Raw genomic sequence first — 21,727 nt, forward strand, 5'->3', positions numbered from 1 at the left:
AAGGGAGTCAATCGACGGCCGTCATTGTTGTGATGATGATCGCAAAGAACAGGAAAGCCAGATTGTCGCAGTGTTAATCCAGCCCCAATTTCTTCAACCGATACCGCAAAGCCCGAAAAGTAATACCCAGCCGTTTTGCGGCTGCAGTCCGGTTCCATCGGGTTTCTTCCAGGGCCTGTTCAACCACTTCCCGTTCAACTTCCATCAGGTAGTCTTCCAGATTCATGTCGCTCGGCCGGGCATAGCGTTCGCCGTTGCCATTTCCGTTGGCCCCTGAAATGGCTGCTGCGGGCGTCTGGTCCAGTTGCAGGTCGCGCAGGCCTATGCGGTCGTCTTCGCATAGGGTGTAGGCTCGCTCCAGTATGTTTTCGAGCTCTCGAACGTTGCCAGGAAAGGGGTAGTTCATCAGGGCGTTTTCAGCCGCTTTGTCGAGCCGTGCTGGTGCCAGCTCGTAGGATTCGGCAATGCGGATCAGAATGCGCTGACACAGGAGTGGGATGTCACTGATGCGCTCGCGCAGGGCGGGCACCGGCAGGTTGATCACGTTGATGCGGTAGAACAGGTCTTGTCGGAATTCACCCGAGGCGACCAGGGCATCGAGGTTCTTATGCGTCGCGCTGAGTATGCGAACATCGACATCGGTTTCCTGCTGGCTGCCGATGGAGCGAATCTTTTTCTCCTGAATCGAGCGCAACAGTTTGACCTGCATGGCCAGAGGGAGGTCGGCCACTTCATCCAGAAAGAGGGTGCCGTTGTTGGCGGCCTGAAAAAAGCCAGCTTTGTCTTCAGAGGCCCCGGTGAACGCGCCTTTTTTGTGGCCGAAAAATTCACTTTCCATCAGTTCACTGGGTATAGCGCCGCAGTTTACCGGTACGAAGGGGCCTTCAGCACGTGGCCCCAATGCGTGTATCTGACGGGCAACCAATTCTTTGCCGGTACCCGATTCGCCCTGAATAAACACAGGTGCCTGGCTGCGAGCGAGCTTTCGAATTTTGCTTTGCAGATGCGTCATCGCCTCGGATTCACCCACCATGGTGGGGATGGCTTGCGCGGGTGAGGCCTGGCTAGAGGGGGTGTTGCTGATTTTAAGTGCCTGGTTAACCAGGGCACGCAAGCGTTCAATCTCGACCGGTTTGGATACAAAATCGAAGGCGCCCGCTTTTAGGGAATCTATGGCCAATTCCATGTTGCCGTGAGCCGTGATCATCGCCACGGGCGTATCAGGGCGCTTGTGTTGAATGTATTTAACCAGTTCTAACCCATTGCCATCGGGCAGGCGCATGTCGGTCAGGCACAGGTCGTAGGCGTGCTGGTCGATCTGACGGATGGCGGATTTGAGATCCGGCACGCTGAGGGTATCCAGGCCCATGCGCATCAGGGTCAGTTCAAGCAGTTCACGAATGTCGGGTTCATCATCGACAATCAGGACGCGTTGATTGGCCATGTTGGTGTTTACTCCTGTACAGCAGCGTGCGCAAAAAGGATTCGGAAGCAGGCGCCATTTTCATCGCCGGTATAGAACAGCCGGGCGCGGTTGGCTTCGGACAATTCTTTGGCAATGTACAAACCCAGGCCGGTTCCAGTGGCTTCGGTGGTGTAAAACGGCTCGAACAAATGCTTTAGCTGGTCTTCGGCAATGCCAGGACCAAAGTCCCTGATGTCCATATACGGTTGCTCGGTATCTGCCAGTGTACCCAGTTGAATGGCAACTTTCCGTGAACCGGTTCTGAGTTCGCTATAGCGTAGCCCATTGTCGACCAGGTTGATGACCACCTGCATCATGCGTTTGGGGTCGATTCGAACCCGGATGTCGGGGTTGCCTTTGATTTCAATGTTGTCCGACTTGAGGTGGCCCTGGCAATACTCGCTCAGGCAATCATCCAGAAATTCGCGCAGGTAGATGGGCTCTAGTTGCAGGTTCAACTGGCGCGACATGTCCAGAATGTTGTTGATGATGGTGTTAATACGGTTACTGTGATTGCGGACGATGCTCAGCAGCCGCTGGTCGCCTTCATCGAGCGAGGGGTTCTCGGCGAGTAACTGGGATGCATGGCTGATAGCACCAAGTGGATTGCGAATTTCATGTGCAATGGACGCCGTTAACCGCCCCAGGGAGGCAAGTTTCAGGTGCTGAGCTTGCTGCTGCACTCGTCCGGTGTCTTCAATGAAAATGATCAGATCGCATTTTGGGCTGTCTTGCAGTGGGGCAAAATTTAACTGTACCAGGGGGTGGTCTTTGTCCATTTGCAAGGGCTCAGTGCGCTCAGCCGGTTCTGCCTGCCAGCTTTCCATGCGTTTTTGCACGGGCTGCGGCAGCCAGAACGCCCGCTTTTCGGTCATGCCGAGCAGGTCTTTGGCGGCGTCATTCATCAGCCGAATGGCCCCTTCCCAGGTGGTTACAATGATGCCGGTGCGCATCCGCTGGACGATCAGTTCGTTCAGGTGGCGCAAGTCGAGAATGGTATCAGCCTGAGCCTGGGCCAGTTGTTCCGTCGAGCGAACACGCGACGTCAGGTATTGCAGCAACAGGGTAACGGCAAAGAAAGCAACACCGAGTAGAGCCGCTTGAAGCAGGTTGTCCTCACCCAGGGTAGTAACCGACAGAATTTCAGTATAGACGGCGCCAGAGGCGGCCATGGCGGCAACCAGCATGCTGTGCTGAAACCGCAGTAACAGGCTGCCGATGGCCACACTGACGATCATCAGGTTGCCGAAGCCGGTGCCCACTCCCCCAAGGTAGTGAAGAATCAGCGACTGCATCAGGATGTCTGTCAGCAGCAGTACCACGGTTGGAATGCTGCCCATTTGTCCGCGCACCGTTACCACCAGACCAATGACGCAGATGACCACGTAGGTCAGAGTGGCATACAGAAACGAATCTGCATTTAGCCGGGGCAGAGCCATCATGGTTTCGAGCGGCATCAGCGCCAGCACGCTCAGGGCGCTGGCGAGCATCAGCCGGTAGATGCCGTAATAAAACAGAATCTGCTGGCGGCGATAGCTTGGGTACTGGGGCGAGAAAATCATTGTCGGTTGCGTTCCCTGTCGCAAAGTACCTTATGGGCGGGCCCGTTTGAGGTGCTCAGTATAAACACCCTTCAGGCCGTGAAAACAACACCCGGTGCTCCCGACTTGTTCTACCCCGGTGAAAACCGGACAATAGCGGGCCTCAGTCATCGGTGGAGAAGGTAATGACGTTGCGTGTGGCCCTGGTTCAGGATCGGTTTCCGGTCGGCGACATTCCCGGCAATACTCAGAAAGTGCTGGAGCGGGCGCAGGCGGCCATAGACGAGGGCGCCGACCTGGTCGTGTTTCCGGAGCTGACGCTGGCGGGTTATCCACCGGAAGACCTGCTTCTGCGCCCGAGCCTTGGGCTGCGAATCAATGACGCACTGGAAGCGATAAAGGCAGCTGCATTGCCGATCGGTATTGTGGTGGGCTACCCGGAGCGGGAGCAGGGTGCCTTGTACAACAAAGCCATGCTGATCGACCGGGGAGAGGTCATCGCCGACTACCGCAAGCAGCATTTGCCGAATTACCAGGTGTTCGACGAGAAGCGCTACTTCACCAAAGGCACTGAAACCTGTGTGTTCGATTACAAGGGAGCACGGCTGGCACTGACCATTTGCGAAGACATCTGGTACGACGGCCCGGCCCGTCGGGCCGCCGAAGCCGGCGCGGAAATCAACATCAATATCAATGGCAGCCCCTACCATATCGGTCGTCTGCCTGAGCGCCATGCGCAGGTGGCCCGGGTGTCGAAAGCCTTCAGCGCGATGACCATCTATGTCAATCATCTTGGGGGTCAGGATGAACTGGTTTTTGACGGCGGGTCCTTCATTACCCAGAGCGATGGTGAGATTGCTGTGATGTTGCCGGAATTCGAACCGGCGCTGACCTGTGTCGACCTGCACAAAACCCAGAGCGGCTGGCAGGTGGCAGAACCCACCAAGGTGCCCGTGCTGGACAATGAAGAGGCGCTTTATGAAGCGCTGGTGATGGGCCTGGCAGACTACGTGAACCGCAATGGCTTCCCGGGGGTGGTGTTGGGGCTGTCTGGCGGTATTGACTCGGCTCTGAGTGCCGCCATCGCCGTTGATGCGCTGGGTAAAGACCGGGTGCATGCGGTGATGATGCCTTACACCTACACCGCAGCAATGAGTTTGGAAGATGCCCGGGCCGAGGCTGATCTGCTAGGTATTCGTTACGATGTTTTGCCCATCGGGTCGGCCTACGAAGCTGCGCTTCAGACGGTTAACCCGCTGTTCGAGGGGCGTGATGTCGATACCACCGAGCAGAACATGCAATCGCGCATGCGCGGCCTGTTCCTGATGGCGCTGTCGAACAAACTGGGTGCCATGGTGCTGACTACTGGCAACAAGAGCGAGATGGCGGTGGGCTACGCCACCCTCTACGGCGATATGTGCGGTGGCTTCAATGCGCTAAAAGACGTGCCCAAGACCTGGGTATACAAGCTCTCGAATTGGCGCAACGCCCGCAACCGGGTGATCCCGGAGCGGGTGATCACCCGCCCGCCCTCGGCCGAGCTGGCACCGGACCAGAAAGACGAAGACAGCCTGCCACCCTATGACATTCTGGATGCCATCATCGAGCGCTACGTCGAACGGGATGAAAGCCTCGATACCATCGTGAACGCAGGCTTTGATGCAGCAGAAACCGAACGGGTCATTCGATTGATTGACCGCAACGAGTACAAACGCCAGCAGGCACCTGAGGGGGTGAGGGTCACCCGCCGAGGTTTCGGTACCGACCGGCGTTATCCGCTAACACATGGCTGGAAACCGGGCCGCTAGCGCACTGCTCATTAGCTAAAGAAGCCCAGTGTAAGAATCTTAAGCCACCAGCGGTCCTGCTGTAGGTAGGGGGATTCGTACTCGCCGCTGGTCAGGGTGACATGCCTTGGGTAATCGCGTTTTAGAGCCTCCAGCGCCAGCGCCCGGTCTTCCGGCAGGCCGAGCTGGTTGTAGGATTCAATCAACACCACCAGCGCATCGCCCTGGGCACTGACGCCCGGGTAATGCTGGCGCACCACCTGAGCCCGCTCGGCGGCGGCTACCCAGGCATCACGACGCATGTAGTAGTCGGCGACAATCAGTTCGTGTCGGGCGAGGGCGTCTTTGAGAATAATCATCGTATCGGTGGCGTCTTCACGATAGTCGCTGGTCGGAAAGCGCTGCAGAAACCGGCCAAGCGCTTCGAAGGCACTTTCACCCTGGGCTTGCGAACGCAGGGCGAGGTCGCCACGGCCGGTGATGCCCGAGTTCTGTTCGTACAACTTGTAGTAGCTCATGCCCCTGAGATACCAGGCGTAGTCGACATTGGGGTGGTCCGGGTTCAGCCGCGTGAAGCGGTCGGCATCGAGCAGGGCTTGGGCGTGGTCGTTGCTCATGTAGCGGGCGTACATCAAATCCAGTTGCAGCTGTTTGGCATAGCGGCCAAACGGGAAGCGGCTCTCCAGTTGCTCCAGGGTATCGATCGCCAGTGTGTAGTTGCGGTTCTCCAAATGCCCCGATGCCTGCTCATAGAGCGCTTGCTCTGATTCCTGGTTGTTGGTTTGGAACAGGCTGCAGCCTCCCAGTGTCAGGGAAAGCAGGAGAATGGATACCAGTGCTGGCCAATTGAATGAAGCAGAATGACGGTGAAACATGCGTTGGGTCCGGCCCTTGAAGTACAATAGGCGGCTATTGTAACCACAGGCACCCAAGGGCTCCAATGACCGATTCCCCCCAGACACTGGAAGACAGCAAAACAGTACCGCTCGAAATGGGCCAGAAACGGCTCGATCAGGTCGCGGCAAGCCTGTTCAGCGAGTATTCCCGCTCGCGGATCCAGCAATGGATCAAGGAAGGTCAAGTCCTGGTAAATGGCCAGGTACGCAAACCCCGGGACAAACTGATCGGCGGTGAAACCCTGAGTCTTAAGGCCGTTCTGGTCGACGAGGAGCGCTGGGAGGCTGAACCGGTAGAACTGAATGTCGTTTATGAAGACGAAGACCTCATCGTCATCAACAAGCCCGCTGGCCTGGTCGTGCATCCTGGGGCCGGCACGCCGGGCGGCACACTGCTGAACGGCCTGCTGTATCGCTATCCGGAACTCAAGTCGGTACCTCGCGCCGGCATTGTGCACCGAATCGATAAAGACACCACCGGCCTGATGGTGGTCGCCCGTAACCTGGCGGCTCACACCAGCCTGGTAAACCAGCTTCAGGACCGCACGATGGGCCGGGAGTATGAAGCGCTGGTCACCGGCACCATGACGGGCGGCGGTCGTGTGAACGAGCCGATAGGCCGCCATGCCACGGCCCGCACCAAGATGGCGGTGACGCCTACCGGTAAAGAAGCCACCACGCATTACCGGGTCACCGATCGCTTTCGCAACCACACCTTCATTCGATGCAAGCTGGAAACTGGCCGCACCCATCAGATTCGGGTGCATATGGCGCACATCGGCTATCCTTTGGTGGGCGACCCGGTGTATGCCGGTCGCAAACGCCTGCCCAAGGGCGTAACACGGGCGGTATCGGAAGCCTTGCGTCAGTTTGAACGCCAGGCATTGCATGCCGCACAACTTGAATTGATTCACCCTCGTACCGGCGAGCGTATGGCCTGGCAAGCCGACACACCCGATGACATGCTCGATTTGCTGGCGCTGCTTGAAGCGGATCACGAAGGTGAGGTGGATGACGACGATTTATGACCATGGAAAGGCCCTTGTGGCCGGTGCCCAATGCAGTGCAACTGGGCTGGACGACTCGCCAGGGGGGCCACAGCGAGGCCCCTTTCAACAGTAATAACCAGGCGCATCATGTCGGCGACTCTTCAGTCGCGGTAGAGGCAAACCGGTCAGGATTGTTAGCCAGTCTGACCGGCTGTGAGCGCATTTGCTGGCTGTCTCAGGTTCACGGAACCCGGGTGGTGGCTGCGGAATCCGCTGCCGATGGCACCGAAGCTGATGCGGCAACGGTTTCTCAACCGGGCATTGCCGCCGCTGTGATGACGGCCGACTGTCTGCCCGTGTTCTTCTGGCAGGATGACGGCGCCCAGGTGGCCATCGCTCACGCTGGCTGGCGTGGGTTGGCAGCCGGTATTCTCAACGAGACACTGCAACAGTTTAGCGACCCAGCCCGGGTGCGCTGTGGCCTCGGCCCTGCCATCGGTCCGGACGCTTTTGAAGTCGGTATGGATGTGATTGAAGCCTTTGCCAACTGGCCGGGCGCACAGCGCTGTTTCAAACCCGCAGGCTCTCCCGGTAAATGGCTCGCCGACTTGCCGCAACTGGCTGAATTCTGGTTACAGGAAGCCGGTGTACCGGCGGTCTACCGAAGCCAGGCTTGTACCTTTACCGATGCCGACCGTTATTACTCCTACCGGCGTGATGGAGCGACCGGCCGAATGGCGAATCTGATCTGGCGGAGTACCGAGGCCGTCTGACACCTAACAGGTTGTTGAAAAAAGCTTCCTGCCTTTTTAAAAACACGAGAACCAAACATTGCGATTTTTGCTTCTCTCACACAAAATCAATGACTTAGCAGTCATCAATTTTGCCGGAACGTCCATGTTCCGAGAGCAGGCCGCCGAAATTCTCCGAATTTCAACAGCCTGCTAAATTTCAACAAAAACTGATCCGGGTCAACTGTTCAAATTTCAAGCGCTTGTTATTAATCGCTTAGCCCCTATTTTCCTACTAACTTGAACAGATTATTGAGGTTACCTCATGCGTATCGACCGCCTGACCAGCAAATTGCAGGTCGCACTCTCCGATGCCCAGTCCGTCGCGCTGGGCAGAGACCATAACTTCATTGAACCGGCGCACTTGCTGGTGGCTTTGCTCGACCAGAAAGGCTCGGCCATAGCCCCCCTGTTGCGTAATGCCGGGGCTGATGTAGCCCAGTTAAAAGCCGGGCTTGCCAGTTACCTGGACGGCCTACCGCAAATTCAGAATCACGACGGCGAAGTCCATATGTCCAACGACCTGGGCCGGGTCATGAACTTTGCCGACAAGCTGGCTCAGAAGCGGCAGGACCAGTACATCGCCAGTGAGCTGGTGATACTGGCGATGACGCAGGATCGTAGCCGCATTGCCTCGGTTCTGCGCGATGCGGGTGTGACCGCTGAGAAACTCGAAGCCGCCATCGACCAGGTGCGCGGTGGCGAGTCGGTTAACACCCAGGAAGCCGAAGAAAGCCGTCAGGCACTGGAGAAATACACCGTCGATCTGACCTCTCAGGCCGAAGCCGGAAAGCTGGACCCGGTGATTGGTCGCGACGATGAAATACGCCGCACCATTCAGGTTCTGCAGCGCCGGCGCAAAAACAACCCGGTGCTGATCGGTGAGCCAGGCGTGGGTAAAACCGCCATCGTCGAAGGGCTGGCGCAGCGCATCGTCAACGGCGAAGTGCCGGAAACATTGAAAGACAAACGCGTGCTGTCACTGGACCTTGGCTCATTACTGGCGGGTGCCAAATACCGCGGTGAATTCGAAGAACGGTTGAAAGCCGTATTGAACGAACTGTCGAAGCAGGAAGGTCAGATCATTCTGTTTATCGATGAGCTGCACACCATGGTCGGCGCGGGTAAGAGCGAAGGCGCCATGGATGCCGGCAATATGCTGAAGCCGGCGCTGGCTCGGGGTGAACTGCACTGCGTGGGCGCTACAACGCTGAACGAATACCGCCAGTACATTGAGAAAGACGGTGCACTGGAGCGGCGCTTCCAGAAAGTACAGGTTAACGAGCCCAATGAAGAAGACAGCATTGCCATTCTTCGCGGCTTGAAAGAACGTTATGAAGTTCACCACGGTGTCACCATTACCGACTCGGCAATCATTGCGGCTACGCGCCTGTCTCAGCGGTACATCACCGACCGACAATTGCCCGATAAAGCCATCGACCTGATCGACGAAGCGGCCAGCCGCATTCGTATGGAAATCGACTCCAAACCAGAAAGCATGGACAAGATGGAGCGTCGGCTAATTCAACTGAAAATCGAAGCTGAAGCGCTGAAAAAAGACGATGACAAGCTGACGCGTAAGACGCTGAACCAGCTGGAGCAAACCATCGAACAGCTGGAGCGCGAATACGCCGATTTGGAAGAAATCTGGAACACCGAAAAGGCGGCGGTGCAGGGCACTCAGCATGTCAAAGAACAACTGGAGCAGACCCGCATCGAACTGGAAACGGCTCGCCGCAGTGGTGATCTGGCACGCATGTCCGAATTGCAGTACGGCCGCATTCCAGAACTGGAAAAGCAGCTCGATATGGCCAGCCAGGCCGAAATGATGGACATGCAGTTGCTGCACAACAAGGTCACCGACGAGACCATCGCCAACGTGATATCCCGCTGGACCGGTATTCCGGTCGACAAAATGCTGGAAGGCGAGCGCGAGAAACTGCTGCATATGGAAGACAACCTGCACAGCCGGGTAGTTGGCCAGCAGGAAGCGCTGGTCGCGGTGTCCAACGCCATTCGCCGTTCTCGCTCCGGCTTGTCGGATCCAAACCGGCCGAATGGGTCTTTCCTGTTCCTCGGCCCCACCGGTGTGGGTAAAACCGAGTTGTGTAAGGCGCTGGCCGAGTTCCTGTTCGACACCGAAGAGGCGATGGTCCGTATCGACATGTCCGAGTTTATGGAGAAACACTCTGTTGCCCGGTTGATCGGTGCGCCTCCAGGCTATGTGGGCTACGAAGAAGGCGGTTACCTGACCGAAGCCGTGCGTCGCCGGCCTTACTCGGTGATCTTGCTCGATGAAGTGGAAAAAGCCCACGGCGATGTCTTCAACATCCTGTTGCAAGTGCTGGACGATGGTCGTCTGACCGATGGTCAGGGCCGCACGGTTGACTTCCGCAACACCGTCATCGTGATGACCTCGAACCTGGGCAGCGACATCATTCAAACGCTGGCGGGTGAAGAAAACTACGAAGCCATGAAGTCATCGGTGATGGACGTGGTCGGCCAGCATTTCCGGCCAGAGTTCATCAACCGGGTCGATGAGGTGGTGGTATTCCACCCGCTGCAGCGCAACCAGATGCGCGGAATCGCCGACATTCAATTGGCGGCATTGCGGGAACGCCTGACCGAGCAAGGCATGAAATTGCACCTGACTGAAGAGGCCATGGACAAGATCTGTGCTGCGGGATACGACCCGGTGTACGGCGCTCGGCCGCTCAAACGGGTGATTCAGCGAGAGCTGGAAAACAGCCTGGCGCAATCCCTGTTGCGCGGTGATTTCGGCAGTGGCGATGCCATAGCCGCAGAAGTGCGCGATGGTGAGATAGTGTTTTCTGTGGGGCACTGAGTGTGAGCAATGAATACACTCAAGATTCAGAGTTCCCAATGAACTGAGTGTCAGGTGCCGGGTAACCCTATCTGGGGAAGTTTGAGGCATAGATGCCGAAGTCTAGGCCCCATGGATGGGTTAACGCCGGCCCCAGATAGGGTTACCCGGTGCCTGACACGGACCCCTGGCATCAAGGCTAAACCAAACTCGGAGGTTTGAATTATTCAGTAGCCCCCGGGTTCAGCGCATCAATCGCCATCTCAGCCATGATCCAGTCCTGAAAGGCTTTCATCGCCGGGGTCAGTGGCCGGTTTTTGCGGTACACCAGGTAAAAGGATTTGGACAGTTCCAGCGGGATATCCAGCGGGGCCACCAGCTCGCCTGACTGGATTTCCTCGCTGATCAAACTGATGTCCGACAGAGCGACGCCAAGGCCTCTTGCTGCGGCCTGGGCTGTTAATAGACCACTGGAGAGAAACATGCCCTTGCGGGTTTCCCGGTACTCGGTACCGGCCGCTTCGAACCAGGCGCGCCATTCATCGGGGCGTTTGCTGACGTGCAGCAGGGTGTGGCGGGTGATGTCTTCAGGTACGTGAATGGGCTTGTTGTTCAATAGGCTGGGCGTACAGACAGGAATGAGCGCCGAGCGCTTCAGGAAACTGCATTCAACATTGTCCCATTGGCCGTCGCCAAAATAGACCGCCATGTCGGTATCGCTGTGCGCGAAATCGATCAGGCCGGTTGAGGCCGACAGCTCCAGTTCGATGTTGGGGTGGGTGTCGTAAAACCGGCTGATGCGGGGCAGCAGCCAGCGGTGCAAAAAGGCGGGTGCAACCGATAGGTTGAGTTCGCCGGTTCCATGGGCCGAGACCAGGCGCTGGGTGGCGCGTTCAATGTCTGACAGGGCTTTCTGAACAGTGCGCAGATAGTCTTTTCCCGCTGAGGTCAGCTCTATGCGCCGGGTCTGGCGAATAAATAGCTCTACCTCCAGAAATTCTTCCAGTGATTTGATCTGGTGACTGACCGCAGAGGGCGTCACGAACAGTTCCTGACTGGCCTTTTGAAAGCTGCCCAGGCGCGCGGCCGATTCAAAGCTTTTCAGACTGTTGAGCGGGGGTAGGCGTTTAATGGTGATACTCCAGTTAGAACAGTCGCCACAAACGAAGGGCAGCGTTTGCTGATCAGGCTTTACAAAGCCATCCTTGATTAATCAATAGTCGGAAATCGGGTTTACTGCAAGTTGAACGCTGAGTCTCAGTCAGCCCTGAGCCGTGCTTCAGTGCTGGCAGCGCTTGCACAGGCCGTGTATTTCAAGCGGTGTGGACCCAATGCGAAAACCACTGTCATCGGCACTGTGTTGCAACTCGCTCATCAGGTCGGAGCCCAGGCCAATTTCTTCAACATGGTGGCACTGATCGCAGATAAGCAATTGCGGTACCCGGTGCGCATGGTCGCAGGCAATGTGCGCACAAGCCATAAACTGGTTGGTGGTGGCCAGGCGATGGGCTAAACCGGCATCGACCAGGAAATTCAGCATGCGATAGACCGACATGGCGGCCGGGCTTTCGCCATAAGCGCGATCGTGATCGCTGATCAGGTCGTAGGCTGATTTGGGGCCATCGGCTGCCAGTAGCAGCGCGAGAATGCGGCTGCGCTTGGGCGTAAGCCGTTCACCGCGCTGCTGGCAGTGCTGGCTGGCTTTTTCGAGAATGGCCTGGGTTGAAGGCATGGTAACGGGTCACGGTGTTTACATCGGACGGATAGTGTACCCCGTCACCGGGCCGATGAGAAACCGCCGAGCGTCCCGCTCAGGCGGCGTTTACCAACTGCTGCAACCGCGCCCCGATCTGGTCTGCTGCTTGCTGATCAAGCATGCCAACCCGTAGTCGCCGGTAAAGCACGTCGTCTGCCTTGCATGCGCCCTCGTAGCGCATCGCCCAAACCAGTTCTGCTTCAACGTAAGGCGCTTCACTGACGAGCCGTTCCGGGGAGCCTTCTGCCAACACCAGGTGAGCCCGGTCGCCATAGGCTTGCCACAGATAGTCGGCGATGTCTTCCGGCAGGTCTTTTAACGCGGCTTCCGCGGCAGCCGTGTCGCCATTGGCACCCGGCAGACGCAGTTCCTGAGTTTGACAGGCCCTGGCGTTCAGGCCTTTGGTTTTAACCACGATGTCCATGCAGTCTTCGGCCATGCGGCGCCAGGTGGTCCATTTGCCGCCAGTGAGGCTGAACAGACCCTTGTCTTGTAGAACCACGTGATCGCGGGTCAGCCCCGAGGTGGAGCTTTCGTCCGGGTCGGAGACCAATGGGCGCAAACCCGAGAAGGTGGCGCTGATGTCACTGTGGCTGACGGGCTCGTCGAGCCATTCGTTGATGTGCTTGATGATGTAGTCTATTTCGGACTGGCTCGCTTCGGGCCGGTCGCTGAGTTCCGCGGGGTCGTCGGTGGTGCCAACCAGCGTTTTACCCAGCCAGGGCAGCATGAACAAAACCCGGCCATCGTCGGTTTCAGGAATCAGAATACCGCGGCCTTCGGGCAGCAGGGTCTTGTTCAGCACCACGTGAATGCCGCTGGAGACGGTCATCAGTGGTTTGGCGTCCGGGTCGGCCTGCAGGCGCAGGGTGTCTGTCCAGGGGCCAGTGCAGTTGACCACCGCTTTGGCGCGTATCGTCAGTGAACGCTTACCGAGCAGATCGGTGCAACGCGCACCAGCGACAGTGCCGTCGTCGTGTTTTAGCAGTTCGTTTACTTCAACGTGGTTGGCAACGGTGCCACCTTGTTCAACGGCTGAACGCACCATGGCAATGCCAAAACGCGCATCATCGAACTGACCGTCCATGTAACTGACGCCTCCTTTGAGGGGCTTGATGTCGAGGCTGGGGCAGGCACGCTTCATGTCGGCGGTGCTTTCAATACGCGATTTCCCCAGGCGCTGCGAGCCGGACAACACGTCATACAAACCCAGGCCGAACCGGTAGTAGGGCAAGCCGATCAGGCTTTTAACCGGGGTAATGAGCGTCAGTGGCCAGGCCAGGTGCGGCGCCATCGACAACATGCGTTTGCGTTCGGCCAGCGCCTCACGCACCAGCTGGTACTTGCCGTAATCGAGCCCTTTGAACGCCTGTTCCAGATAGCGTACCCCACCGTGAATCAGCTTGGTGGAGCGGCTGGAGGTTCCGGCCATAAAATCCTGGCGATCCACCAGCGCGGCCGTCAGCCCGCGACTGAGCGCGTCCAGCAGCACCCCGGCGCCACTGGCACCGCCGCCTATTACCAGCACATCCACTTCGGCCTCGGCCAGACGGTCCAGATGATCGTCCCGGTTCCAGGGTTGAACGGCAGTGGTTTGGTTGGTTGCAGCGGGGTTGGGCACAGACATGGTCGCTCCACGAAATAGGGTGATCGATGAGCGTTAGTCTAAATTTGTTTTCGAAAATGTCAAAATAATTTTCGTTAATGTTCGTTTTGGCGGATGGGCGCGTCAGCACCCATGAGCCAACCTTAAAACGATCGCGTGCTATGGCGCATTGAGAACCTCCTTCAAGTACTGACCCGTGAAAGACCGTTTGCGCTTTGTCAGGGTCGCTGGCGTGCCCTGAGCAATGACCCGCCCGCCATGCTGTCCGCCTTCCGGACCCATATCGATGGCCCAGTCGGCTTCGGCAATCACATCCAGGTTGTGTTCGATCACCAGCACCGAGTTGCCAGCATCGACCAGCCGGTGCAGGACGCGCAGCAGTTTATCCACATCGGCCATGTGCAGACCGACCGTTGGTTCGTCGAGCACGTAGAGGTTGTGTTGCGATCGTCGGCCTTTGTTGTCTTCCGGGGTCATGTTGGCCTTGGCCAGTTCGGCGACCAGTTTGATGCGTTGGGCTTCGCCGCCGCTCAGAGTTGGGCTCTGCTGGCCGAGGGTCAGGTAGCCCAAACCGACATCTTGCAACAGGCTCAGGGCGTGGTGGACTTTGCTGATGGGCGCGAAAAAGTCGACGGCTTCGTCGATGTTCATCGCCAGGACTTCACCGATGTGTTTGCCCTTGTAAGTGACGCTCAGGGTTTCATCGTTGAAGCGCCAGCCGTGGCAGACGTCGCAGGGTACGCGTACGTCGGGCAGGAAATTCATTTCGATTTTCTGTTCGCCCTGGCCGCCGCAGGCATCGCAGCGACCGTCGCCTGCATTGAACGAGAAGCGGGCCGGAGTATAGCCGCGCAAGCGGGCATCGACAGTGCCGGCAAAGAGTTTACGAATGCTGTCCCAGATGCCGATGTAAGTGGCCGGGCAGGAGCGGGGCGTTTTGCCGATGGGCGTCTGGTCGACCTCCAGAATGCGGTCGATGCTTTCCCAGCCGGCTATCTTGTCCGCGCCTTGCCAGCGGAGTTTGGCTTTGCTTCTTTTGTTCTGGTTGGCAATGGCCTGCTTCAGATTAGGGTAGAGAACGCCGCGTATCAGGGTGCTTTTACCGCTGCCGCTAACGCCGGTGATCGCGACCAGTTGGCGCAATGGAACACTGACGTCGATTTGGTGCAGGTTGTTCTGGTGGGCGCCTTGAATGTGCACGCTCTCCTGTTCCCACAGCTGTCGCATGTCGGCGTTGCGCAAATCGGGCATGGGGTGGCGCAATGGTTGGGACAGCATCTTCCCGGTCAGCGACCGCTTGTTGTTCATGATCTGTTTCAGACTGCCATAGGCGACGACTTCGCCGCCGTTGACGCCAGCGCGGGGGCCCATATCGATCAGGTAGTCGGCTTCGCGAATCGTGTCTTCATCATGCTCAACGACGACCACGGTGTTGCCCTGCAGCTGCAGTTCACGCAGCGTTTCGATCAGTTTGCGGTTATCCCGTGTGTGCAGGCCGATGGTGGGTTCATCCAGAACATAGCAAACGCCCTGGAGGCTTGAGCCCAGCTGTGCGGCCAGGCGAATGCGCTGGGCTTCGCCGCCGCTTAAGGTCGGCGCAGCGCGGTCCAGGCTCAGGTAGTTCAACCCGACTTTTTGCAGGAACTGCAAACGGCTGTGCATTTCCGTGAGCAGATCGCGGGCGATGGCCTGTTCTTTGGTGTTGAGCGTCAGTTTGTCGAACCATTGCTCTGCCCCATCTACCGGCAGGGCGGCCAGGTCGGCTATTGAGCGATCACGAAAACGCACAGCCAGGGCGGTTGGGTTCAGGCGTTGGCCTTCGCAACCGGGGCAGGCTTTTTCGGTAAGGGTGTCGTCTTCCGGTTGCCAGGTGTTTTCTTCGCCGGTCTGCTCTTCATCGAAGCCTTTGATCAGGCTACCGGTGCCAAAACAGCTGGTGCACCAGCCGTGTTTGGAGTTGTAGGAAAACAGGCGCGGGTCCAGCTCGTCAAAGCCAGTGCCGCAGCTGGGGCACGCGCGCTGGGTAGAGAATAAACGATCGGTTTTCTTGCTGGCTTTGACTGACGTGCCCGGGGCGACGATCAACAGTCCGTTGCCAAGGCTCAGAGCCTGCTCAAGCCCTTCCGTCAGGGCCCGTTCGTTTTTGGGTGTTACGGTGATCTCTAGCAGTGGCAGTTCAATATCGTGTTCTTTGTATCGGTCCAGTTGCGGCCAGTTGCCCGTTGGTTGGTAGGTTCCATCTACTCGCAACTGGGTATAGCCGCGCCCAGCCGCCCATTCCGCCAACTCCCGGTAGATGCCTTTGCGCGCCACCACCATGGGTGCGAGCAGCGTGACGGCCTGGCCGCGAAAGTCTTTTTGGATGCGGGCCAGAATGGCGGTTGGGGTTTGCGGTTCGATGGGCACATCGCAATCCGGGCAATGTTGAGTGCCGAGCTTCACGTAGAGCAAGCGTAGGTAGTGATAGATTTCGGTCAGGGTGCCCAGGGTGCTTTTGCGTCCGCCGCGGCTGGTGCGCTGTTCTATCGCAACCGACGGTGGAATGCCATAGATGGCGTCCACATCCGGGCGTGACGCCGGTTGCACAAATTGCCGCGCGTAAGCGTTTAGAGATTCCAGATAACGACGCTGGCCCTCGCCAAAAATCAGGTCAAACGCCAGGGTGCTTTTGCCGCTGCCACTGACGCCGGAAATCACGGTCAGCTTGTCGCGGGGCAGGGTGACGTCGATGTTTTTAAGGTTGTGTTCCCGGGCATGGTGAACGCGGATGGTGTTGTCAGCTGATCGTTTTACCCGCGCCGAGTAAGTGGCGGCGATTTCCGCAACGCCCTTGCCGCCCTGGGCCAGCGATTGCTCATACGCTTGCAACGCTCGAGCGGTGTAGCCGGTGTTGCTGGCCATAACCTGGGCCGGAGTTCCGGCAATCAGCAAGTCGCCGCCAGCGTCACCGCCTTCCGGGCCGATATCGATGAGCCAGTCTGACGCACGCATGACATCGAGGTTGTGTTCAATAACCAGCAGGGAGTGGCCCGCTGACTGCAACTGACGGAAAGCCGCCATCAGCGTGGCGATGTCGGCAAAGTGCAGGCCGGTGGTGGGTTCATCGAACAGGAAGAGCGTGTGGTCTCGTGCTTTGCCCTTGGTGCCGGTTGTTGCCAGATGCCCGGCCAACTTCAGGCGCTGAGCTTCCCCGCCGCTTAGGGTGGGTACGGCCTGGCCCAGTTGCAGGTAGTTAAGGCCCACATCGGCCAGAGGTTGCAGACTGCGCTGAATGTCGGTTTCGCCTTTGAAGAAGTCCAGTGCTTCGGCCACGGTCATTGCCAGTACATCGGCAATTGACACCGCATTTGAGCGTTCAGTGTCCGTCGAACCGGGCAGAAGTTTGACCTCCAAAATCTCATCGCGGAAGCGTTTGCCATTGCAGTCCGGGCAGCGTAAATAAACGTCGCTTAAGAACTGCATTTCCACATGCTCAAAGCCATTGCCCTGGCAGGTGGGGCAGCGCCCCTGGCCGGAGTTGAAACTGAAGGTGCCAGGCGTGTAGCCGCGCTCTTTGGACAGTGGGGTGGCGACGAAACGCTTGCGAATGGTATCGAATGCGCCGACGTAAGTGGCCGGCGTTGAACGGGTGGTCTTGCCAATCGGGCTCTGGTCTACCATCACCACCCGGTCGATGTATTCGAGGCCGTCGATGCTGTCATGCGCGCCCGGGGCTTCGGTTTGCTCGCCCTGATGCTTGAGAATGGCCGGGTACAGTATCTGCCGCATCAGTGTGGATTTGCCGGAACCGCTAACACCCGTCAGGCAGACCAACTGACCCAGGGGAATGTGGACGTCGATGTTTTTCAGGTTGTGTTCGCGTGCGCCATTAATTTGGATGGCGGCTTCGGCCGTTTGACCGGTTGCGACGGGTGCAGTGCTGACCTGATCAGTGCCATTCAGGTAGCGCGCGGTAAGATTGTTCTTGCGACGAAACAGGGTTTTGGGTGTACCAAAGAATTCAATATTGCCGCCTGCTTTTCCAGGCCCCGGGCCAATGTCGAGAATGCGATCGGCCGCCAGAATAACCTGAGGGTCATGCTCGACCACAAGCAATGAATTTCCCGCATCGCGCAGCCGGTGCAGTACCGTGACCAGCCGTTGAATGTCGCGCGGGTGCAGGCCGGTGCTGGGTTCGTCCAGCACGAACAGGGTGTTGACCAGGGAAGTGCCGAGCGCTGTGGTCAGGTTAATGCGCTGTACTTCGCCGCCGCTCAGGGTTCGCGATTGACGATCCAGCGTCAGGTAATCCAGACCGACTTCGCACAGATAGGCCAGGCGCGAGCGGATTTCGGTCAGCAGTAATTGCGTCGGTTCGTCGGTATCCGTGCTGGCCAATTGTTCGAAGAAATTGGCGCAACGCGACAGCGGCAGTTGCATCATATCGGCGATGTTGAGGCCAGGGAGTTGCTGAATCGTATCTGGCTTCAGCAGGGAACCTGCTGGAACAAAACGCGGCTGGCCCGCCAATGCTTGTTCTGCAGCAGACAACGAGCCAACCCGCCACCACAGCGAGGCGGGTTTCAGGCGAGCGCCATCGCAGCTGGGGCACGAGGTGTAGGAACGGTACTTGGAGAGCAGCACCCGAATGTGCATTTTGTACGCTTTGCTCTCCAGCCAATTGAAAAACTCCTGAACGCCATACCAGACGCCCTGGTCCCAGTCGCCTTCGCCATTGATTACCCAGGCTTTATGGTCATCGCTGAGTTTGGCCCAAGGTGTATCGGTCGGGATGTTGCGTTTTTTGGCATAACGCATCAGGTCGCGCTGCACTTCTTCGTAAGCCGGCGTCTGAATGGGTTTGATAGCACCCTCTTTCAGGCTCTTGCGCTCATCGGGTATCACCAGGCCATAGTCGACACCGATGATGCGTCCGAACCCCCGGCAGCTTTCGCAGGCGCCCAGGGGTGAGTTGAAGGAAAACTGGCTGGGGCTGGGTTCCGGGTAGTCGAGATCGCACTGGGCGCAATGGTGATGACTGGAGAAGCGCTCGGGCTTGCCCGTTTCCCGCGCATCGTCCATTGGGTAAACCAGCACATGGCCCTTGCCGTAACGCAGGGCCGTTTCCACGGCTTCGGTCAGCCGACTGCGGTTATCGTCAGTGAGTTTCAATCGGTCCTGGACGACCTCCACCCGGTCTCCCTCGCGCCGGTGGATGCGGGCGTAGCCCTGCTGGTTCAGCAGTTGGGATACCTCCTCATCGCTCAGTCGCTCCGGGACGTGCAGGGGAATACACACCATCAGCCGTTGCCCGGCAGACGCATCCCTGTAGAGAGCGCTCACAATGCTTTGCGGCGTATCGCTGACCACTTCCCGCCCACAGCTTTGGCAATACAGGTGCGCCAGGCGGGCAAAGAGCAGCTTGAGGTAGTCGTTCAACTCGGTCATGGTGCCCACGGTCGAGCGGGAGGTGCGCACCGTGTTGCTCTGCTCGATGGCAATGGCGGGCGGAATGCCTTCAATGCTGTCGACCGCGGGTTTATCCATGCGGTCCAGAAACTGGCGAGCGTAGGTTGAAAAGGTTTCGACGTAGCGGCGCTGACCTTCGGCGTAGATGGTATCGAACGCCAGGGTCGACTTGCCCGAACCGCTCACCCCGGTAACCACCACCAGCTCACCCAGAGGAATGTCCAGATCGAGGTTCTTCAGATTGTTCTGGCGTGCGCCGCGCAGGCGAAGGGTGTCTTGAGGCATGGGGCTGGTCTTCCGGTTTGGGATTCAGGGCTGACTGTAACGGAGCGAGAGAGTACGACCAAGGTAGGTCGGTAGATGAACAGTATTGCAGTTTTTCGAAGCCCGGGGGAAAAAAAGCATAAAAAAAGGGGGGATAAACATCCCCCCTTTTCTACTAACGGACAGTCGGCAATCAGGCGGCCTTGGTTTTGTCCTTGGCTTCCTGATGCTCAATGGCCGTGCCGGAAGTCTTGCCATTAATGGCAATGGTTTTCGGTTTCATCGCCTCGGGCACTTCTTTGACCAGTTGAATGGTCAGAAGGCCGTGCTTGAGCTCAGCGCCGCGCACTTCCACATGGTCGGCCAGATTGAACTTGCGTTCAAAGGACCGATAGGCAATGCCCTGATGCAGGAAGCGACGGTTCTTGTCGTCTTCGTTGCTGGCTTTCTTGCCGCGTACCGTCAGTACGCCGTTTTCGACCTGAAGATTCAGTTCGTCTTCTTCAAAGCCGGCCACTGCCAGGGTAATGCCGTACGCGTTTTCACCCGTCACTTCGATGTTGTAAGGCGGGTAACCATTGGAGGTTTGCTCGCCACGCAGGGCGGAATCCAACAGGTTAGCCATACGGTCGAAGCCAATGGTGCTGCGGTACAGTGGTGTTAAGTCGATGTGTGTCATAGTCATATTCTCCTAACGAAGCAATACAATAGTCAGCCCCTGAGGGCACTGGTTAGATAGCAGGCGGGACTCTCATCGAGACGTCCTGCTGCACAACCTAAGATAAGGTTGAAGCGAAGGGTTTCAAGCGGCTCTGAATTGTAAAAAGTTCGTTAGCAATGAGTGAGTGGTAAAGATCCTGACGGGTGCATCCAACCGTTACCCGGGTAGCGTCTGTACTGATAAATCGGATGAATAATTGAGGCATCAAAGTATGGCTGCCAGCGTCGCCCCTACAATAGTCGCGTTGTGCTCGTCTTTCGCTGACAGGGTCCCTACACCGCTTTATACTGGCACCGGATTATGAACGGAGCCCTAGAAGTGGCCACTCCTTCCCGTACCAGAGAGTCAGACCCGGTCGAAGCCGCGCAAATGCAGCGCTGGCTGGAACGAGTGTGCGCGCAAGACACCCGGGCGCTGCGCAGCCTGTACGACCTGACCAGCGCCCGACTGATGAGCGTATCGGCACAGATCCTCAAAGATGATGCAGAAGCCGCCGATGTCTTGCAGGAGGTCTACCTGAAAGTCTGGCAGCAGGCGGCAGATTACACCGGGGTTGGGTCTGTCTGGGGCTGGTTGATCGTCATTACCCGCAATGCCTCACTTGATCGGCTTCGCAGCCGGCAGCGTAAACGTGAAGAATCCCTGGATGACCTCGACCCGGTTGATATCGGGGAGCAGTCCCACCACAACGCAGTGGACAGTGGCATAGAGCGGTGCCTGGAGGTTCTGAACGATAATGCTCGCCAGGCCATCGTTTTATCCTACATTTACGGGTTTAGCCATCATGAAGTCCAGCAGCGACTGGAGCGACCTCTGGGTACGGTGAAAGCCTGGATCCGGCGTGGTTTACAGGAGTTGAAACGATGTCTCGAAGCCTGAGGTATTCCAACCCCGACGTCTGCGACCAGTTGGCCGCCCAGTACGTCGCGGGTGACATGACGGCCCGGGTGCGTCGACGCATGGAGCAACTGATGCAGGAACATCCGCCGCTGAAGGCTGCGGTTGCGGACTGGTCAGACCGAATGATGCCGCTCCAAAACCGCTACCCCGAGCAGGCGCCACCCGCGAGCCTTTGGCGTCAGATCGAACACTCATTACCGGCAGATCGCAAACCAAAAGCGCAAACAGCGCCGACTCGAAAAACCGGTGTTCTTACCCGACTTCTGGATCTACTTAACCCGGGCGTACTGTGGCCAGCGGTGACCGGTGGTGCCTTGGTGGCCTTGGTGATGATCACCTTGAACCTCGGCCTGGTGCGTTCGCCCGAATCAATCGGCCCAGCGTATATGGCCCCGCTCAGTTGGGAAGGCGACGTTGCGCTGGTGGTCAGCGGTTACCGCCGCAACGGCGACCAACCGGCCTGGTTATCAGCCCAGTGGTCGGCTCGCCTGGATGATCGGCCAGAGGGTGCTACGCACCTCTGGGCTGAAACCGGAGAAAACCGGGAGTGGGTTTACCTGGGCGCCGTCACCCCTGAAAACCGACGCTGGGATCTGGATGCCGAAGGCTGGCAGGCCGTGATGGAAGCCCACCGGTTGGTGGTCAACGACAACCCCGGCACCATTCAACCTCAGCTGGCGTTGATGGAAGGACCCTGTATTCAACTGGGTAATTGGGATTCGGCCGACAGTTAACATTG

The 21,727-nt window shown here is 57.9% G+C and carries 14 protein-coding genes and 1 pseudogene; 6 read left to right on the forward strand and 9 right to left on the reverse strand.

Going from position 1 to position 21,727, the window contains the following annotated elements; all coding sequences use genetic code 11:
* Positions 1–73 precede the first annotated feature (73 nt).
* Both ACHUE7_RS03960 and ACHUE7_RS03965 read right to left on the reverse strand, forming a co-directional pair.
* Entirely contained in the window at positions 74–1,444 is a 1,371-nt protein-coding gene (locus ACHUE7_RS03960) for a sigma-54-dependent transcriptional regulator (RefSeq protein ID WP_394168841.1), read from the reverse strand.
* 8 nt (positions 1,445–1,452) lie between these two features.
* A complete protein-coding gene (locus ACHUE7_RS03965; protein ID WP_394168842.1) occupies positions 1,453–3,027 on the reverse strand; it encodes a sensor histidine kinase in 1,575 nt (524 codons plus the stop codon).
* A 164-nt stretch (positions 3,028–3,191) separates the two neighbouring features.
* Here ACHUE7_RS03965 and ACHUE7_RS03970 point away from each other — a divergent pair, with 164 nt between their 5' ends.
* Entirely contained in the window at positions 3,192–4,814 is a 1,623-nt protein-coding gene (locus ACHUE7_RS03970; RefSeq protein WP_394168843.1) for an NAD+ synthase, read from the forward strand.
* Between the two features lie 11 nt (positions 4,815–4,825).
* Here ACHUE7_RS03970 and ACHUE7_RS03975 read toward each other — a convergent pair whose 3' ends face one another.
* Entirely contained in the window at positions 4,826–5,668 is an 843-nt protein-coding gene (locus ACHUE7_RS03975) for an outer membrane protein assembly factor BamD (RefSeq protein ID WP_394168844.1), read from the reverse strand.
* A 65-nt stretch (positions 5,669–5,733) separates the two neighbouring features.
* On the opposite strand from ACHUE7_RS03975, the gene rluD reads away from it, so the two are divergent.
* From rluD to clpB, 3 genes are all read left to right on the forward strand, one after another.
* Positions 5,734–6,717 carry a 23S rRNA pseudouridine(1911/1915/1917) synthase RluD gene (rluD, locus tag ACHUE7_RS03980; protein ID WP_394168845.1) on the forward strand — a complete coding sequence of 328 codons (984 nt, stop codon included), beginning with the start codon at positions 5,734–5,736 and terminating at the stop codon, positions 6,715–6,717.
* Positions 6,714–7,451, forward strand: coding sequence for a peptidoglycan editing factor PgeF (pgeF, locus tag ACHUE7_RS03985; RefSeq protein ID WP_394168846.1), 738 nt, complete (start codon positions 6,714–6,716; stop codon positions 7,449–7,451). Before rluD ends, pgeF begins: the two co-directional genes overlap by 4 nt.
* A gap of 283 nt (positions 7,452–7,734) precedes the next feature.
* Positions 7,735–10,314: an ATP-dependent chaperone ClpB gene (clpB, locus tag ACHUE7_RS03990; RefSeq protein ID WP_394168847.1), complete on the forward strand. Its 2,580-nt coding sequence runs from the start codon at positions 7,735–7,737 to the stop codon at positions 10,312–10,314.
* A 202-nt stretch (positions 10,315–10,516) separates the two neighbouring features.
* Here clpB and gcvA read toward each other — a convergent pair whose 3' ends face one another.
* From gcvA to ACHUE7_RS04015, 6 genes and pseudogenes are all read right to left on the reverse strand, one after another.
* A complete protein-coding gene (gene gcvA, locus ACHUE7_RS03995; protein WP_394169152.1) occupies positions 10,517–11,467 on the reverse strand; it encodes a transcriptional regulator GcvA in 951 nt (316 codons plus the stop codon).
* A 105-nt stretch (positions 11,468–11,572) separates the two neighbouring features.
* Entirely contained in the window at positions 11,573–12,025 is a 453-nt protein-coding gene (locus ACHUE7_RS04000; protein WP_394168848.1) for a Fur family transcriptional regulator, read from the reverse strand.
* A gap of 79 nt (positions 12,026–12,104) precedes the next feature.
* Positions 12,105–13,676, reverse strand: a complete 1,572-nt coding sequence (locus ACHUE7_RS04005) for a glycerol-3-phosphate dehydrogenase/oxidase (protein WP_394168849.1) — start codon at positions 13,674–13,676, stop codon at positions 12,105–12,107.
* A 138-nt stretch (positions 13,677–13,814) separates the two neighbouring features.
* On the reverse strand, positions 13,815–16,556 hold the full coding sequence (gene uvrA / locus ACHUE7_RS20640; RefSeq protein ID WP_463558430.1) for an excinuclease ABC subunit UvrA: 2,742 nt from the start codon (positions 16,554–16,556) through the stop codon (positions 13,815–13,817).
* A 60-nt stretch (positions 16,557–16,616) separates the two neighbouring features.
* Positions 16,617–19,388, reverse strand: a pseudogene (gene uvrA / locus ACHUE7_RS20645) (excinuclease ABC subunit UvrA); the annotation flags it as partial.
* Positions 19,389–19,560: 172 nt separating this feature from the next.
* Positions 19,561–20,046 carry an Hsp20 family protein gene (locus tag ACHUE7_RS04015; protein WP_394168851.1) on the reverse strand — a complete coding sequence of 162 codons (486 nt, stop codon included), beginning with the start codon at positions 20,044–20,046 and terminating at the stop codon, positions 19,561–19,563.
* A 360-nt stretch (positions 20,047–20,406) separates the two neighbouring features.
* Between ACHUE7_RS04015 and ACHUE7_RS04020 the strand changes: the two genes are divergently transcribed.
* Together ACHUE7_RS04020 and ACHUE7_RS04025 are read left to right on the forward strand one after the other, a co-directional pair.
* Entirely contained in the window at positions 20,407–20,967 is a 561-nt protein-coding gene (locus tag ACHUE7_RS04020) for an RNA polymerase sigma factor (RefSeq protein ID WP_394168852.1), read from the forward strand.
* Positions 20,952–21,722: a hypothetical protein gene (locus ACHUE7_RS04025; protein ID WP_394168853.1), complete on the forward strand. Its 771-nt coding sequence runs from the start codon at positions 20,952–20,954 to the stop codon at positions 21,720–21,722. Before ACHUE7_RS04020 ends, ACHUE7_RS04025 begins: the two co-directional genes overlap by 16 nt.
* Positions 21,723–21,727: the final 5 nt, after the last annotated feature.

Origin of the sequence: Saccharospirillum alexandrii, from assembly GCF_043641555.1 — a bacterium.
Taxonomy (GTDB): domain Bacteria; phylum Pseudomonadota; class Gammaproteobacteria; order Pseudomonadales; family Natronospirillaceae; genus Saccharospirillum; species Saccharospirillum alexandrii_A.

Excerpts from the sequence above, each read along its gene's own strand:
- rluD (WP_394168845.1), top strand. The coding sequence starts at position 5,734 with ATGACCGATTCCCCCCAGACACTGGAAGACAGCAAAACAGTACCGCTC.
- clpB (WP_394168847.1), top strand. The coding sequence starts at position 7,735 with ATGCGTATCGACCGCCTGACCAGCAAATTGCAGGTCGCACTCTCCGAT.
- ACHUE7_RS03975 (WP_394168844.1), bottom strand. The coding sequence starts at position 5,668 with ATGTTTCACCGTCATTCTGCTTCATTCAATTGGCCAGCACTGGTATCC.
- uvrA (WP_463558430.1), bottom strand. The coding sequence starts at position 16,556 with ATGGCCAGCAACACCGGCTACACCGCTCGAGCGTTGCAAGCGTATGAG.
- ACHUE7_RS04000 (WP_394168848.1), bottom strand. The coding sequence starts at position 12,025 with ATGCCTTCAACCCAGGCCATTCTCGAAAAAGCCAGCCAGCACTGCCAG.
- pgeF (WP_394168846.1), top strand. The coding sequence starts at position 6,714 with ATGACCATGGAAAGGCCCTTGTGGCCGGTGCCCAATGCAGTGCAACTG.
- ACHUE7_RS04025 (WP_394168853.1), top strand. The coding sequence starts at position 20,952 with ATGTCTCGAAGCCTGAGGTATTCCAACCCCGACGTCTGCGACCAGTTG.
- ACHUE7_RS04015 (WP_394168851.1), bottom strand. The coding sequence starts at position 20,046 with ATGACACACATCGACTTAACACCACTGTACCGCAGCACCATTGGCTTC.
- ACHUE7_RS03970 (WP_394168843.1), top strand. The coding sequence starts at position 3,192 with ATGACGTTGCGTGTGGCCCTGGTTCAGGATCGGTTTCCGGTCGGCGAC.
- ACHUE7_RS03965 (WP_394168842.1), bottom strand. The coding sequence starts at position 3,027 with ATGATTTTCTCGCCCCAGTACCCAAGCTATCGCCGCCAGCAGATTCTG.
- ACHUE7_RS03960 (WP_394168841.1), bottom strand. The coding sequence starts at position 1,444 with ATGGCCAATCAACGCGTCCTGATTGTCGATGATGAACCCGACATTCGT.
- ACHUE7_RS04005 (WP_394168849.1), bottom strand. The coding sequence starts at position 13,676 with ATGTCTGTGCCCAACCCCGCTGCAACCAACCAAACCACTGCCGTTCAA.